Here is a 15,980-nt window from a genome sequence, read left to right on the forward strand (position 1 = left end):
AGATAAATTGTGGTAATCTCGAGGAAAACTTAACGTCGTTAAAGAGATAGAGCCGTGAACGAGAGCTACGATTCAAATCCGTATGATAGTCGCCTCACCAACTTTGCGTGGGGCGTAGGGTTCGGCTCTGTAGCAGCACTTTGCAATTACTTTCTGGCCTTTGAGCTGTATGGCTCAGTGACGATTTTAATGGGGCAACTGTTTGTTATGTTGGCCCTGTTTAGTCGTGGACTTTTTACTGCGCTCATTAGCGTACTGATTGCCTCGAGCGCGATTTATCTGTACACCGACAATATTTTCTTTTTAGTCACCATGACCGCTGAGGTCATCGCGATTTACCTGCTGTACAAGCGCAACGTCCCCATCTTACTGGCCGATCTCATTTACTGGGTGGCATTTGGTGGACCGCTCACTTATTTGTATCTACCCACGATCATCGATGTGCCACAGGACTTCTTGATTCTGATCCTCGCCAAGCTGTTGCTTAATGGCTTGCTGTATACCGCGCTGGCGATCTTGTTGTATCAACTGATTCCGCGTACTTGGCGTGTTTCGGTAATGAAACAGGTGTCTGATACGCTTAGCGGCCGCATCTTTTATCTCAGTTTTCTGTGTATCATCGTCAGCTCACTGTGCTTTTCGATGCTCTATACCTTGCGCTCAGCACAGCAAACTGAACGCCAGATTGTCACGGATATCGGCTCGAAGGCGAACAACCTGAGACAGGTTACAGAAGATTTTGTCCACGGCCATGTCATAGCGGTGCGCAATCTGCGTGATTCTATGCTTCGTGTCGATAGTTACGCCGAACGAATCGCGCTACTTGAACAGGCCCAACTGAGTTTCCCGGCTTTTACCACCATGCTCATCACCGATGCAGAAGGGCGGATTTTGCATGGTGTACCTACCTCTCAATTTACTGCGATTTTGTCGCGCAATCAGAGCATCCCTAATGTGGATGACCGAAGTTATTTCCAGGTCCCCAAAAACACCAGTGAGGGTTATGTTTCAAGTGCATTCCGCGGACGCGGGTTTGGCACTATGCCGATCATTGCCATCAGTGAACCGCTGATTGTTGACGGCGAATTCATGGGCATTGTTGAGGGCTCACTCAACATTCCTGAGTTGCATAATTTGGTGCGTCGAACCGGCATTAACCCCAGTTTTGAAAACGTGGTAGTAACCGACAACGACGACCAAATTATTTTTGCCAGCGACAATTTAAATTTACCCTCGCTTGCCACGTTTGTGCCGACTAATCGCACTAATCTTTACACCCAGAATTTACCTCTGATGCAGCTCAATGAGCGCGATGCACTCTACACACAGCGACTCAATACTTTTGGCTGGAATATTTATGTATTTTCAGATCCGCAACAACTGACCGAACTGTTTCTTGAAAATCTCATCGACTTATTCATTTTTCTGCTGTTAATCACGGGACTATTTGCGTTTGTGACGCGGCGTTTCGCACAAGACATTAATCGTCCGCTCATTCACCTGGCCGAACACTTAAGAAACAATACCGAACTGCCGTTGGTCATTGAGCGCAACGACATGACTCGCGAAGTGACGACCATTGCCGAAAACCTGATTGCCGCACGTAAAATCATGCTGAATTTTAATAAGCAATTGCAGCACCAGGTGGAAGAAAAAACCGCAGATTTAGAAAAGCTCAACGCCAAACTGCAAAAGCTCGCGCGCGAAGACGGTCTTACTGAACTGCTCAACCGCCGCACTTTTGATGACTTAGCCGAGCAACGATATCACGAGGCTATGGCGACACGTCGACCCATTGCTCTCATGCTGATGGACATCGATTACTTCAAGCGCATTAACGACACCATGGGTCACCCCATCGGTGACGAATGTATCCGTGCCGTAGGACAACTGCTGCGCGAACACTTTGAGCGCCGCGGCGACCTGGTCGGCCGGTACGGTGGGGAAGAGTTCGCTGTGTTTATGAGCGATTGTGCAGACGTGCGCAAAGTCGTTGAAGGCTTCCAGCATGATCTGGCGACCCACTGCCAAGTCAATGGGCAAGTGATCCCGATGACCATGAGTATGGGTATTGTCGAAATACGTCGTGAATACAGTGGCAGTAGTTTCCGCCGCTTGGTCGCGCAAGCGGACAAATTGCTTTATCAGAGCAAAGATGACGGTCGCAGCCGCATCTCCATGACCACGCTATAAACAGGATTTGAATTGATGCAACCCCAACGAATTGTCATTACCGGCGGTGCCAGTGGACTTGGCTTCGCCCTCGCACAAGTCGCGGCAAAAGCAGGCTGGAAAGTCTGTATTGTCGACCGAGATACCGAGCGCGGTGAAGCTGTGATTGGCAGCTTGCAACGCTTACAGCCGGCAAGCCTATTTCTCACCGCCGATGTTACGCGTATCAGCGATCTCGAAGAGGTTGCCAAACAGCTTGATGCGCAATGGCAAGGCGTAGATGTGGTCGTCAACAATGCCGGCGTCGCGCAAGTCGGTAAACTGAGCGATACCACCCTCAGTGACTGGCAATGGATTATCGACATCAACCTGCTCGGCGTGGTGCGCGGTTGCAAGGCATTTTTACCACTGCTCCAGCGCCAGCAAAAAGGGCACATTGTGAATGTTGCATCGATGGCAGGCTTACTCGATGTACCCAACATGAGTTCGTACAACGCCACCAAGGCGGCAGTGGTTAGCCTGTCAGAAACGCTGCAAAACGAACTGACCGCGGACAATATTCAGGTTACCGTGGTGTGCCCATCGTTTTTCCGCACCAACTTGGGCGATAGCATGCGTTCAACCGTCGATGGTATGGATAAAAAACTCGATAAATTAATGGCGAGTAGCAAACTCAACGCGAGCGACATCGCTAAAAGCATCATGCGCAGCATCGAACGTAAACAATTCTATACACTTCCACATAAGCAGGGCCGCATTGCATGGTATTTAAAGCGCTTCTTACCGCGTAACTGGTATCGCAGCTTTTTGCATAAGAACATTAAAAAGAACGATAAATCATAACGTTAAACCAGTTCTGAGGGTACCTACTAGGGACTAACCCGAAAGAACCAAAGCAAATTCCAAAGGACACAGGGAAAGGCTAGAAATTTGTGCTAGTATTCGCGCGAATTTCTCCCCAACCCTTTGTGTGCAAGGAATAGACACATGTGGAAGCTGCTTCTCGTTGCCCTCTCTGGCCTGCTTGTCAGCCCTGCGGCATTTGCCGCCGCTGGACCTCTTGATCTAACCACCGCTACGGTCGGTATCGTCGCTATCATCATCTTCACTATCGCCTACATGTTGGTGATGGCCGAAGAACGTTTGCATATGCGTAAATCTAAACCGGTGCTGGTAGCCGCGGGCCTCATCTGGATGATGATCGGTTGGGTCTACGTTGACCAAGGTTTGCCAGGCGTTGCCGAACAAGCATTCCGCCATAACTTGCTCGAATTCGCCGAGCTGATGCTGTTTCTGCTCGTGGCGATGACCTATATCAACGCTCTAGAAGAACGTCGGTTGTTTGATGCCTTGCGCGCTTGGATGGTGAAAAAAGGCTTCACTTATCGCCAGTTGTTCTGGCTCTCTGGTTTTCTCGCGTTCTTTATTTCGCCGGTTGCCGACAACTTGACCACTGCCCTATTGATGTGCGCGGTGGTGATGAAAGTTGCTGATGGCGACAAAAAGTTCATTGGCATGTCGTGTGTCAGTATCGTTATCGCAGCGAACGCTGGCGGTGCTTTCAGCCCATTTGGTGACATCACTACGCTGATGGTGTGGCAGGCCGGTATGGTTGAATTCCAAGAGTTCTTCGTGCTGTTTATTCCGTCGCTGGTAAATTACCTGATCCCTGCAGTGATCATGAATTTCTTTATTGAGAACAAAAAGCCTGCAGCGGTCTATGAAGAAGTTGAACTGAAACGTGGTGCGCTGCGCATCACCACGCTGTTCTTACTCACCATCGCCACTGCCGTTGCCTGCCATATGTTCCTGCACTTACCGCCGGTACTGGGCATGATGATGGGTCTGGGTTACCTGCAGTTTTTTGGTTACTTCTTGCGCATGACCTTACCAGGCTCGCTTGCGCGCAAACGCGCTATGGCAGAACGTGCCGGTGACATGGAACGCCTCAAACGCCTTGGTAGCGTAGTGCCATTCGATGTGTTTAGCCGTGTGCAACGCGCCGAGTGGGACACCTTGTTGTTCTTCTACGGTATCGTTATTTGCGTGGGTGGTCTTGGCTTTATGGGCTATCTGCACCTGCTGTCTGACACCCTGTATAACCAATGGTCACCAACCTTTGCCAACGTCAGTTTGGGACTTATGTCAGCGGTGATTGATAACATTCCAGTGATGTTCGCGGTGTTGTCGATGCAACCTGATATGTCCCATGGACAATGGTTGCTGATTACCTTAACCGCTGGTACTGGTGGTAGCTTGTTGTCGATTGGCTCGGCGGCGGGCGTTGCCCTTATGGGTCAAGCGCGTGGCTACTACACCTTTGCCAGTCACTTGAAATGGGCCCCCGCCATCGCGGTGGGCTATGCGGCCAGTATTGTCGTGCATATTTGGTTGAACAGCCACTTGTTTGAGGTGTTCAACCACTAAGCCTTAGGGATGTTCCGCGGTTTCGGCAACCAGTTGTCGGAACCAGCGGTGACCGGCATCATGCTGCAGTAATGGGCTCCAAATCATGGTCAGATCCAGCTGCTCAATGGCAAACGGCGGCGCTTTTAAGACCAACTCATCGTCACCTTCATAAAGTTTGGCCGCTCGCGTCGGCAACGTTGCAATCAGCCCTTGGCGCGCCAAATGCATGGCAACATGGTAGTTGCGGGTAAATACGCGAATATCGCGCTTGTAGCCAAGCTTACCGAGCGCTTCGTCGACCCAGCCAAGCTTTTGTACATCGTGAGGATCCATGCCCACGCCTACGCCAAAACCAGTTTTACTGACCCACACATGCTCAGCTTTGAGGTAATTCGCTAAGGTGTAATCCTGCAATAGCGGGTGGTCACGGCGCATCAAGCACGAGAAATCATCTTCCCACAGGGCTTTTTGATGAAACGACTGCGGTAGCTTCTCGAAGCGGTTGATGGCCAAATCCACCTTGCCATTTTCAACGTCGTGAAAACTGATGTCACTTGGCGTCATGATGTCTAGCGTCACCTTTGGCGCTTGCGCTTGCAGGCTTGGTAACAGGCGCGGCATCAACGTCGAGGCGGCATAGTCTGATGCCATAATGCGGAACACCCGGTCGGTAGTGGCGGGATCAAACTCGCGGGCCGGTTGTACCATTTCTTCGACTGAATACAGGATCTGTCGCACGGGCTCTTGCATGCGTTTGGCGGTTTCCGTTGGGATCATGCCTTCGCTGGTACGGACTAAAATCGGATCGTTCAACAAGCTCCGCAAACGCTTCAAGCCGTTACTCATGGCTGGCTGGGTAATATTCAATTGCGCCGCAGCTTTAGTGACATTGCGCTCACGTAATAACACGTCGAGATAAACAAGAAGGTTTAAATCAATATCTTTGATGTTATTCATAGAAAAAATAAATCCCGCTATACGAATATAGCGGGATTATAGCTAGCTTCTGTAAAACTTGCAGCCGTAATTGCTACGACCTTAGTCTATTCCCAGAAGAAGGTTGGCCGTTCAACTTGCTCCGGTACCAACTGATCCATGGTTTCGGCGTTGTATAGACGGCCATTCACCATGGTATGGGTGACGCGATCCGTAACGCGAATATCCGCCAACGGGTTACCGTCAATCACAATAATGTCAGCCAACTTACCAGCCTCAAGCGACCCCAGTGCATGGTCCATACCGAACTCTTTGGCTGGATTAATAGTTGCGGTCGCCAGTGCTTCCAGTGGCGTCATGCCACCTTGCGCCATCATCCAGATCTCCCAATGCTGCGCTAAACCTTCACGCTGACCGTGTGCACCCGCCACCACATGAACGCCAGCATCTGTTAAACGCTTTGCTACCGAGGCGTTATTAATGTGGTTGTAGTGGTGATGCGGTGCTTTTTCACGACGCATTGCCTTACCGACTAAGGCGTCTTGCGGCACAAACTTACTCAGTTTCGGGTGCTGCCATACGTCAGTTTCGGCATACCAATAGTTCTCACCCCAGATACCGCCGTACGCGACGCCCAGTGTTGGCGTGTAGTACACGTCGGTTTGCTGCCAGAACTGCTCGATATCGTTGTAGATTTCCGCCACCGGAATCGAGTGTTCAACTGTAGTATGCCCGTCGGCGACCATGGTCAGGTTATGCTGCAACAGCGAGCCGCCTTCCGGTACCACCATCATTTCCAGCTCACGGCCTGCTTGGATGACTTGCTGACGCTGGTTACGACGCGGTTGGTTGTAACTCTTCACCGAGAACGCACCGACTTTCTTCAAGCGCTCCAAGTGGAACTTGGCATCGTCAAGGTTATCAATGTGCGAGGTATAACCTGGACCATTGGCACCGTACAAAATGGTACCGGTTGAAAAGGTCCGTGGCGCATCGATCAAGCCGGCCTTTTGCATTTCGCTGGCAGTGAAGATTTCGGTGGTGTCGTTCGATGGATCATGAATCGAGGTCACGCCAAACGCAAGGTTGGCATAAGCCTTCCAGTTGTGTTCTGGAATGATCTCGTACTCACCAGCAGGACCATGCGCGTGCCCGTCAAACAGACCTGGCATTACGGTTTTGCCGCTGGCATCGACCACATAGGCACCATCTGGCACGCTCACTTCGTCAGCGCTACCGACCGCAACAATGGTGTTGCCCTCGACCACCACGACGCCATTCTCAATCACTTCATCGCCGTTCATGGTAATGACTTTAGCGCCGACAAAAGCAACAGTTTGCTGGTGGTTTGCAACATCGGCGTCGAAGCTGATATCCAGCCCGCTATCGACTTTGGCAAAGGCTTCATCGCCCTTATCAATCGCAAACAAACCTGCGACCGATGCATGATAAAGTTCTGGACCGAGCGACCAATAAAGGTTCTTACCATCCGCTGTCCACGAAATATTTTCACCGGCGCGCACTGACAATTGCTCGACTGGGAACTGCTTATCACTGGGGCTGATGTTAATCGCCGCACCGCGCTCGACCAGTGGCGTCACGAATACTTTGAAACGCTCGGCAAAGGCTAAGTGTTTACCGTCAGGCGACACTCGGTACTCAGTGGCGTGTTCTGAAGTGTATAGCGTACGCTGCTCTTTGGTGGTCAAATCAACTGACAACAATTGCTGCGAGCCACGCGAATCCATCAGGTACACCCGATCGTTGCGCGCGCCAAACTGCGGTTGATAGCCATTCTCGCTAATCAAGCGCGGTTCGGCACCGTCACTCAAGCTCAAGTGATACACGCCTGGGTTTAGGCCATAGGTATCTGGCGTGATATAACCACCACGCACCTTGCGATACACCACTGACTTGCCATCTGGGCTAAAGACCGGCTCAATAAATTTACCTTTGCCAGTTGGCAACACACGCTCGCTGCCAGTGCGCAAATCACGGACAATCAACTGACCTTGCTCGACGTCATCCCAAGTCACGTACGCGAGGTAACGACCATCACGGGAATAGGTCGCATAAAGCTCCCAGGCGCCGTCACGTTCGGTTAAGCGCTCCGGCGTGCCATTCGGCAGGCTGCGCTGATAAAGCTTGCCTAGCGCTTCGTAGACCACCTGCTCGCCATTCGGCGCAACCTGTACACCGCGTAGCATGCGTACTTTGAACTGATCGGCTTCAATGTTTTGTTTGAAGTGCAACGCAGTTTGTACTTTCTTGGTAGTTTCAACGCTAAACGGCACTACGCGAACTTCCCGCGAAGCAACGTCAAGCTTCATGATTTTACCGTCAGCCCAAAACACCATTTGCTTGCTATCAGGGGTCCAATCCATAGTCGGATAGACGCCATGGATCGCCCAAGTTTCTTGCATGTCGCGATCGAGCTTGCTGTACAAGCGGGTCTGTTCGCCCGAGGTCAAATCGTAGAGGTACAACACGCTGTTGAAGTCTTCGCGCTTGATGTAGGCCAGATATTTGCCGTCCGGTGATGGCGTTGGGCGAATTGCACCACCTGCGCCACTGAGGATCACGTCGATATCACCCGTTTCGCGGTCATAGCGCTTGATAGTGTAGATGCCTTCCAGCGAGTCTTTGCTGTAGTGGAAAGTTTTACCTGGGGTATCGTCTTGTGAGAAATAGATATAACGGCCGTCTGGTGAAAAGGCCGGTTCACCCAAATCTTTTTGGTCGTTCGGGCGCGCAGTCAACTGCACACCAGTACCGCCGTTGACATGATACATCCACACTTCACCGGCGCCGAGTGAGCGCTGCGCAGTAAAGTGCTTACGCGCCACCAAGAACTGACCGTCTGGACTCCACGCGGGGCTATTCAACAAGCGGAAGGTTTCATTGGTGACCGCGCGTTTGTTGGAACCGTCGGCTTCCATTACCCAAATGTTGTCACCGCCATCAACGTCTGAGGTGTAAGCGATGTACTTACCGTCGGGTGAGAACACAGGCTGCATTTGCCAAGCAATGCCACCGGCAATCAATTCAGCATCGCCGCCGCTGGCTGGCATACGATAAATGTCGCCGAGCAAATCAAACACGATAGTTTTGCCGTCAGGACTCAAGTCAACATTCATCCAAGTGCCTTCGTTGACCTTGATTTGAATGTCCTTGAATTCACCTTGTGGATTTTGCACGTCCCATTTGACGTCATCTTGTGCCGCGTCTTGCGCATGCGCGGGTAATGAGAGAGCGACGCTGACCGCAAGGGCCAGCGTAGAGAGATGTTTCATAATCACACCTTAATTATTATTTTTTAGCGATAACCCAGACTGCATGCACAATACCCGGAATATAGCCGAGAATGGTCAGGATGATATTGATCCAAAAGTGCTTACCAATACCCACTTGTAAAAACACACCAAGTGGCGGCAGTAAAATCGCAATCAAAATACGAATTAAATCAGCCATGGGTTATCTCCTTGTTGTTTAGTATTTCGCAGCTTCACCTTCAGCTGGAACAGTTGCTTTGATGAATTCACGCAAATCGTCATTGGCTAATTTCAGATCTTCGGCACGCAAATACATCATGTGACCACTACGATAGCCTTTAAAACCGATGCGGTCAGCCATTTTTCTGCTTGGGTCAATATGCCAGCCGGTGTATTTGGCGTCAAAGTAATTGGTGGCACCGTCGTAATAACCCGATTGAATCAACACATTCAAGTATGGATTTTGCGCCATGGCTTGGCGTAAATTTTCACCGGTGTTGTCACCACTGCGGTCCCACGGATGCACCGGGCCAAACATGTTGTATTTAACGTCGGTTTGGTAACCGAGCTCTTCACGCAAGTAGTAGTTAATGGCTGGCGTGAACGAGTGCAACCACGACGTCAGTTCAGAGTTGTAATCAGGGCTGTCACCCACATCGTTACGGTCAATCCCAAGATAACGCGAATCCAAACGACCTACGGTTTGGCCACGGTCACGTAACAACTCTTTCCAGAAGAACGACGTGCTGATGTCAAGATTAGAGCGCTGTACCACCTGCTCTGACAGTCCAGAGTAACGTGCAACTTGTGCAGCTACTTGGTCACGCTCGTCGTCTGGTAACATGGCCCCTTTGGCAAGGGCTGGAAGGTACGTATCAAGGGTGTAAGCTTCGACTTCTTCCAGTACTTCAAGCAAGTCTTTTGCTTGCAGATCAGCAGGCAACGCATCGTGATACCAAGCTGCCGCCGCGAAATACGGTAAGCGGTTAGCCGCTTTTACTGGGCCTTGGCGATCGATACCGATGTCGGTTGGCGAAACCAAAATCACGCCATTTAGGTACATCCACTGACGGTTCTGTAGCTCTAGTGCTAGGCCAGAGACTCGTGTGGTACCGTAGCTTTCGCCAATCAGGTATTTCGGTGATCGCCAGCGCTCGTGGCGAGTGACAAAGGTATTGACCCAATCGGCCAGATATTGCACGTCCGCATTGACGCCAAAGAACATTTTTTGCTGTTGCTCACGCGACGGCATTTCGCCTTTGTCGTTTGGCAGTACCCGTGAATAACCGGTGTTCACCGGGTTGACGAAAACGATATCAGCGACATCGAGAATCGAATGCGGATTGTCTTTCACACCATAAGGCATGATCGGGAAGCCTTCATCATCGACGCGCAATGACTTTGGTCCGGTGTAGGCAATGTGCATCCACACGGATGCTGAACCTGGGCCGCCGTTGAACGAAATCACCAACGGGCGGTTCTCACGGTTCTTCACGTCTTTGCGTTCGTAATAGGTGAAAAACAGTGCCGCAGTGGCCTCGCCTTCATCGTTGAAGACCGGTTGCGTGCCTGTGGTTGCGGTGTATTCGAAGCGCTCGCCATTAATGGTGGCGCGATGTTCAGTTACCACCACGTCGTCCGCAGCAATTGTTGCCGTCGGCAGCGCATGGTCGTCCAGCGCAACGCTTGCTGGTGCGATAAGCAGCGCGGCAGCAACACAAGTTGCACCAAGTGCTTGGGAAAAGAAGTTCATTGGATCTCACCTCGTTGTTTTTAGTGTGCTTCCATTTAAGGGGAAGTCAGCCCAAAGAACAAGCGCAGTGAGATCAACGTCATGGAATTGCAGATAATCAGCGCGTGGCTAACCAATACAGGTAAACCAAGGTGAAGCCGGCAAGGTAAAGTAGCCCCAGCCACGCCCATGCATGTAAGGCTTTACTCAAGTTTTGACGCCGCACCAACATATAGTTGAGCCAGGCAAAAAAGGGCGTGGTGATAAAAGCCAGTGTCATGGCAAAACTGAGCATTGGCCCGAGCGCCGATTGAAAGTAAAGGATCACTAACATACCGGCAATGGACTGGCCGATGACCCACCAGCGCAGGCTGGTTTTGCGCTTTGCCAGAATCCGATGACTTTCGCGCAAGGTGCGCGCATAGCCGTCGAGCACGGCCAAGGTGGTGCCAAACATACATAAGAAGGCGATAGCACCAACCAAATACTGTGACCACTCGCCGATGGTGGCGGCGTACATCGACACAAACTGCTCGGCAAAACGCGTGCCGGCCATAGCTATCGGTTGCGGCGCACCAAATTGCACCAGTGCGCCGAGCGCTAAAAACAATAGCGCTAGCACCGCCGTCGACCAATAGCCTAAATTGAAATCGAACAAGCCATCGCGCAGGGTCAGCGCCGTGAGTTTTTGTTTACTGCGCAGCCACAGCGAGTTAATCGCGGAAAGCTCAATCGGTACCGGCATCCATCCCATCATCGCTACCAAGAACGCCAACGACGCCAACTGCCAAGGTGACGGTGGCACAAACTCTGCCGGCGGCGGCACATGGTTTTGCCAGGCGATAACCACGGCAACTACGGTCGCGAGCGAGAGACTCACCATGATCCATTTCGAGATCGCATCTAAGCTGCGATATTGCCCGCCGAGCAACACCAACAAACAGGCGAACAGAATCAGCCAACACAACAGCGCCAAGCTCAGTTGCGGCACAAACAGTTGCAACAGGCTTGCAGTAAGCAATAGCACCCCAGCGGTATTCACCACCGCGGCAATCAGATTGAGCAGCGTGAACGCCCACAAATACAGCTTGTGCTTACGATAGTAACCACTTACTAAGCTTTCATTATGGGTGAGCGTGTAGGTGACGCCGAAGCGAAAAAACGGATACTTGAGCACATTGACCAGCAGGATCACCCACCACAATTGCCAGCCAAATAATGCCCCAGCTTGGGTAGAAGCGACGAGATGCGATGCGCCCACTGCTGCCGCTGCAAGAATAATTCCGGGACCAAGCGTTTGTAATCGGGTACTGCTGGATGTCACTTAGAGATACCTTGACCAAAGGAGAACCACGCGATCAAGCACTGCGCCACCGGTTGAACCGTTGCCTCCATTACCATTGCCCGGGCCCGTACCGCCGCCAAACGGATCAAAGGTAGGTGGAAGCCCTTCAACATCAATGGTGGTGCTGCCGCCCATGCGGTTAAACGTTTCATCGCCTTGTGCCAACGCACTGATAAAGCCGTAAATGGTGGAACTGCCGGCGCTATTGAATTCGTTACCTGCCAGTACATTACCAAAATTTTCGGTTGATGCACCAAAATCTATGTTGCCGCCGTTGTAATTGCCACTCACCTCGCTGCCGACCATGTAGGTGTAATTGCCGATGCCGTTCGACGCTTCGGCATCAAAGCTGCCGTCCGCTTTACAGAACTGCTGCGGGTGATGCTCAACATAAGCATTGGCGCAAATGCCGCGCGGCGCGTAGGTCACGTTGTCAATTTCGCCATCGTAACCAGCGTAGTTTGGTGCATAGTTTTTATGCTGACCCGCAGTTTCGACGTTGCCGGTAATGATAAAGGTATTAAAGTAGGTGCCGTTACCAATCTTCAGGTTACCTTCAATCATGACCACACCGGGCGCCATGCCGCGACCATTAATGTCGAGGCGTTCTTGTTGGCGGTTGTAGCTGAAGCAGCCGTTCCAGTCTGAGAAACCGACACAGAACGGGTAAGAATCGCCGTTACAGTTGCCCTGAACACACAGGCGGTCGCGCTTGGGTCCGTTGACACTGGTATTGTCGCCTAAATAATAGAGACCATCAGGAATGCCGCTGACGTTTTTCACTTCAACCCGCAGCTGATTATTCAAATAGCGGAAGATGTAGTTCGCTTCGGATTCATATTGGTAGGCGTTAAACGCCCCAGTTTCGATGATAATGGGGTCAAGTGGCTCGACGCCGATGTCGAGCCCCGGTTGAATGTTGATGCGGGCATCGTTGGCAGGATTGCCACCATTGTGGAAGGTGCCACCGATCGAGCCTTGTACGTTGCCGCCCCAATTGGTGGTGACCAAATCGCCCTCGGCTTGCAAGCTACCAATAGTGCCTGAGTTCAGCTTGACGCTGGCGCCCGCTTTGACCGACTGCGCCGAGGAGTTGCCCATTAAATCAACGGCGTACTTGTCGCCCTGATAATCAACGTTAATCGGTGAGCACAGCAAGGTGTGCAATAGATTATCGCTTTCACCCAAGGCGGTGATATTACCAAATTGCACACCACCACTGCCGGTCACACTACCGTTGGCTTTGACTTCGCCGTTCGCCGAGGCGCCACCCGTTAAGCAGATATCGCCCAATGCCGAAAGATTTTGCTCACCCGAGACACTGCCCGTCAGCTTGATATCACCGTTGGCATTAAGTTTGTTAAAGCGCGAGCCACTGCCAATTTCAATCGAGCCGTCGGCATTAATGGTATCAATACCGCTAATACTATTGCCGCGCGTGGTTAAGTCGCCGCGCACGTTGATGACATAGGGTTCGTCTTCTGGTGCGATAACGTCGATATTGCCGCGCAACTCGAGATTACGATTGAAGTTGATCACCGCAGGTAGTGCTGGCGCCCCACCCGGTGTGCCGCCGACGCTAGCAAGTAGATAGACCAAGCGTAAAGTTGAGGTCGCTTGCGCAGGACCACCGGCACCTGACGTTGCGACCACATCGACGGTGACATAATGCTCATCGATTGCCGGATCGGGTGTTGCTACGGCGCGAATAAAGGCAGCCGGGTCGCCATTGAGAATGTCGCCTTCGGAGGCGTTAGTGGTGCTAATCGCATTGAGTAAATCGGCCTCGATGGCATCCCAAGTGGCGCCTTCAGTCACCGCTATTTGTTGAAAATAGCGATAAAGCAATTCTGCGCCGCGCCAGGCTTTCATTTGCGCTTGGCTTTGCGCATGCAGCGCTACGGCTTTATCTTGTGCCGTTGAAATTTGGCGCAGGCCAATTAACACCGAGGCCACCACAGCTAGCCCTACCAGCAAGAGGATGAGTACCGTTGCGGCACCCTGTTGACGTTGCATCATAGCACTCCCTCCGGCACCAAATTCACCAAACAAGTGGTGCTTGATACGGTTTGTGGGCTGCCATTTACCAAGCGTTGGTAACCCACTTCAACAGCACGGCGACCCAACACCCCCTGCACCGATGCATTATCGCTCATGCCAAAGGGTGAGCACGGCGGATCGCGGTCTTCGAGGTTGACAAAAAAGTTATTAATTTCGGCGTCTTCACCGTCTAAATTGGTGAGCTGTGACGGCGTAGCAAGCGGCACTTGCAGCCACGGAATACTTGGCCAACTAACGCGCCGCGCAGTGCTGCATGAACTATTGCTAACCAGCTGTACCACACCTACGTCGGCACTTACGTACAAACCTTCGCAGCGAAAGTTATCCACCTCAAAATCGTTATTGGTATCGACGCCATAGCGCCACACCAAAGCAATACCGGGGCCGCCGGTCACTAAGCGGCCGGAGCCATTAAACTGCGCCGCCGAGAAATCAATCGCCATGTCCGGGTTGTCGAGCAAATCATCGATGGGCATGCCGTAGCCCGCGCCCTGCAAGCTCAGATGCGACGTCAGTAGCGTCGATAAGCTCTCGCTTTGTAAGCGCGCGCTCTCAGCAGATTTCACCATGGTGCGAACACTGGTTTGATACACCGTCATCATCGCGACCACCACGATAGAGGCGATCAGCAAACCGATCAGCAAACTGATAAGTGAAACCCCTGACTGTCGCTGCTGCTGATTCATCATTTAATTCTCCGCAAACAGGACGCTGCCATTACCACCAAACAAACTCTCAGTGGTGCTGTTTTCGGCAGTCGCTAAGCTCAGTTCATGCGTTTCCAGCGTACGTTCCAGCCCCGGTAAATCCACCGTGACATCGCTGGTCGTGCAGCTCACTGCGACGTTCACGTTGTTCGGCAAGCTGGTCAGCGCGGCCGCTGTTTCTCCATCAACGCAGATGTCGTAAATGCCCTGCTGTTGCAAGTTCTCACGCACTTCTTGCAGCGCTAAACTCTGCACCACAGTGTAGCGATGGCTGACAATGCCACGCGACAACACATACGCCAGCCCTAGAAATAAAATCGCCAGTAGCAGCGCCGCAATAAGCGACTCAATCAGGGTCAAGCCCTGTTGAATGCGCGCCGCTGGCGTTTTCGGCATCGGTTTAATAGAGGACATTGTCGGCATCATTATCTGTCACTCCACCACGAGAAACCGCGTATGCATAGGAACGCACACGACCAAAACCATCAAGTAAACGCCCTTGATTACTGACATCGAGGGTTGTAATCGGATTGCCAGCTAAGGTAATGCTGACACCATCGGGGATTTCTTCGCGCCACACCATAGCGCTACCACCGTCGCTGCACACGCTCAAGCTAGGGTCGCCACTGCACACCAACAGCAACTCGCCAACACGTTTTATACCCGCCGCCGGCTCACTACCAATCACGCCTTCAGGGTTGCGCAGCGCCGTCGCTTGCGCCTTACTCACCACGCGTTTCACAATCGAGGTGCCCTCGGCTACCCGCGACTCGTCGATCCACGTTGACGTAAAGGGCACCGCCACCAAGCCCAGCAATGCAATAATCGCCAGCACAACGAGGATTTCGACCAGTGACAGGCCTTGTTGGCGCGCTCTTACCATTCGTCCATCCCTCCGCACTCACCAGCAATAGTGCGCGTGTTATCGTCTTGCAGCGTCAACACACAACCATCTAAGCGGCCGCTGCCCGTTGCCGTCAGCGTGTAGCCTGTAGTCGTCGAAGTCATGGTGTAGGAAAAGTAGTCATTCTCAGCAGGCGCCCAGCCATTCACCTCAGCTACAGTTTCGCTGGTGCTATCCGTGGTCACCGCAGGATAGGTCAGCTCGCGCTGAAAACGATTCGACAACGCCAAACTCAGCGTCACCAAATCAGAGCTTGCGGTATTTACATAGCTACGCTCAACGTAATCGTTGTAATTAGGTACCGCCACCGCCGCCAAAATAGCGACAATGACCAATACAATCATCAGTTCAACTAGCGTAAAACCATGACGTATGCGCAAAATGACCTCCGGCAGGTCAGTTGTTTAGGCAGTGCTTAAAGATAAGAATCGTTCTTATTTGT

At 51.9% G+C, this 15,980-nt stretch carries 13 protein-coding genes; 3 read left to right on the plus strand and 10 right to left on the minus strand.

Features of this window, described 5'->3' with window-relative positions; all coding sequences use genetic code 11:
- The first annotated feature begins 54 nt into the window (after positions 1-54).
- The 3 genes from IDAT_RS08535 (at position 55) to nhaD (ending at position 4,599) form a co-directional block, all read left to right on the plus strand.
- Positions 55-2,193, plus strand: coding sequence for a diguanylate cyclase (locus tag IDAT_RS08535; RefSeq protein ID WP_034732820.1), 2,139 nt, complete (start codon positions 55-57; stop codon positions 2,191-2,193).
- A 15-nt stretch (positions 2,194-2,208) separates the two neighbouring features.
- Positions 2,209-3,015, plus strand: coding sequence for an SDR family oxidoreductase (locus tag IDAT_RS08540; RefSeq protein WP_034732823.1), 807 nt, complete (start codon positions 2,209-2,211; stop codon positions 3,013-3,015).
- A gap of 144 nt (positions 3,016-3,159) precedes the next feature.
- On the plus strand, positions 3,160-4,599 hold the full coding sequence (gene nhaD, locus IDAT_RS08545) for a sodium:proton antiporter NhaD (protein WP_051986671.1): 1,440 nt from the start codon (positions 3,160-3,162) through the stop codon (positions 4,597-4,599).
- Between the two features lie 3 nt (positions 4,600-4,602).
- Here nhaD and IDAT_RS08550 read toward each other — a convergent pair whose 3' ends face one another.
- From IDAT_RS08550 to IDAT_RS08595, 10 genes are all read right to left on the minus strand, one after another.
- On the minus strand, positions 4,603-5,538 hold the full coding sequence (locus tag IDAT_RS08550) for a LysR family transcriptional regulator (protein WP_034732826.1): 936 nt from the start codon (positions 5,536-5,538) through the stop codon (positions 4,603-4,605).
- 86 nt (positions 5,539-5,624) lie between these two features.
- Positions 5,625-8,810: an amidohydrolase family protein gene (locus IDAT_RS08555; RefSeq protein ID WP_034732828.1), complete on the minus strand. Its 3,186-nt coding sequence runs from the start codon at positions 8,808-8,810 to the stop codon at positions 5,625-5,627.
- A 16-nt stretch (positions 8,811-8,826) separates the two neighbouring features.
- Positions 8,827-8,988, minus strand: a complete 162-nt coding sequence (locus IDAT_RS13165) for a YqaE/Pmp3 family membrane protein (protein ID WP_034732829.1) — start codon at positions 8,986-8,988, stop codon at positions 8,827-8,829.
- Positions 8,989-9,006: 18 nt separating this feature from the next.
- Entirely contained in the window at positions 9,007-10,542 is a 1,536-nt protein-coding gene (locus IDAT_RS08565; RefSeq protein WP_034732830.1) for a S10 family peptidase, read from the minus strand.
- A gap of 97 nt (positions 10,543-10,639) precedes the next feature.
- Positions 10,640-11,845 (minus strand): NRAMP family divalent metal transporter, encoded by a 1,206-nt coding sequence (locus tag IDAT_RS08570; RefSeq protein ID WP_034732831.1) that lies wholly within the window; start codon positions 11,843-11,845, stop codon positions 10,640-10,642.
- Positions 11,846-13,885: a DUF4097 family beta strand repeat-containing protein gene (locus tag IDAT_RS08575; RefSeq protein ID WP_156099504.1), complete on the minus strand. Its 2,040-nt coding sequence runs from the start codon at positions 13,883-13,885 to the stop codon at positions 11,846-11,848.
- The gene (locus IDAT_RS08580) at positions 13,882-14,616 is read right to left on the minus strand and encodes a hypothetical protein (protein WP_034732834.1); all 735 of its coding nucleotides are present in this window, start codon (positions 14,614-14,616) and stop codon (positions 13,882-13,884) included. Before IDAT_RS08580 ends, IDAT_RS08575 begins: the two co-directional genes overlap by 4 nt.
- Positions 14,617-15,048: a prepilin-type N-terminal cleavage/methylation domain-containing protein gene (locus tag IDAT_RS08585; RefSeq protein ID WP_034732836.1), complete on the minus strand. Its 432-nt coding sequence runs from the start codon at positions 15,046-15,048 to the stop codon at positions 14,617-14,619.
- Positions 15,035-15,517, minus strand: coding sequence for a pilus assembly FimT family protein (locus IDAT_RS08590; protein WP_034732837.1), 483 nt, complete (start codon positions 15,515-15,517; stop codon positions 15,035-15,037). The genes IDAT_RS08585 and IDAT_RS08590 overlap by 14 nt, the downstream gene beginning before the upstream one ends.
- Positions 15,511-15,918: a type IV pilin protein gene (locus tag IDAT_RS08595; protein ID WP_211250593.1), complete on the minus strand. Its 408-nt coding sequence runs from the start codon at positions 15,916-15,918 to the stop codon at positions 15,511-15,513. Before IDAT_RS08595 ends, IDAT_RS08590 begins: the two co-directional genes overlap by 7 nt.
- Positions 15,919-15,980 lie beyond the last annotated feature (62 nt).

The sequence above is a fragment of the Pseudidiomarina atlantica genome, assembly GCF_000753735.1.
GTDB lineage: Bacteria > Pseudomonadota > Gammaproteobacteria > Enterobacterales > Alteromonadaceae > Pseudidiomarina > Pseudidiomarina atlantica.

Coding starts and splice junctions, on each gene's coding strand:
- IDAT_RS08540 (WP_034732823.1), top strand. CDS start 2,209: ATGCAACCCCAACGAATTGTCATTACCGGCGGTGCCAGTGGACTTGGC.
- nhaD (WP_051986671.1), top strand. CDS start 3,160: ATGTGGAAGCTGCTTCTCGTTGCCCTCTCTGGCCTGCTTGTCAGCCCT.
- IDAT_RS08550 (WP_034732826.1), bottom strand. CDS start 5,538: ATGAATAACATCAAAGATATTGATTTAAACCTTCTTGTTTATCTCGAC.
- IDAT_RS08555 (WP_034732828.1), bottom strand. CDS start 8,810: ATGAAACATCTCTCTACGCTGGCCCTTGCGGTCAGCGTCGCTCTCTCA.
- IDAT_RS13165 (WP_034732829.1), bottom strand. CDS start 8,988: ATGGCTGATTTAATTCGTATTTTGATTGCGATTTTACTGCCGCCACTT.
- IDAT_RS08565 (WP_034732830.1), bottom strand. CDS start 10,542: ATGAACTTCTTTTCCCAAGCACTTGGTGCAACTTGTGTTGCTGCCGCG.
- IDAT_RS08575 (WP_156099504.1), bottom strand. CDS start 13,885: ATGATGCAACGTCAACAGGGTGCCGCAACGGTACTCATCCTCTTGCTG.
- IDAT_RS08580 (WP_034732834.1), bottom strand. CDS start 14,616: ATGATGAATCAGCAGCAGCGACAGTCAGGGGTTTCACTTATCAGTTTG.
- IDAT_RS08585 (WP_034732836.1), bottom strand. CDS start 15,048: ATGTCCTCTATTAAACCGATGCCGAAAACGCCAGCGGCGCGCATTCAA.
- IDAT_RS08590 (WP_034732837.1), bottom strand. CDS start 15,517: ATGGTAAGAGCGCGCCAACAAGGCCTGTCACTGGTCGAAATCCTCGTT.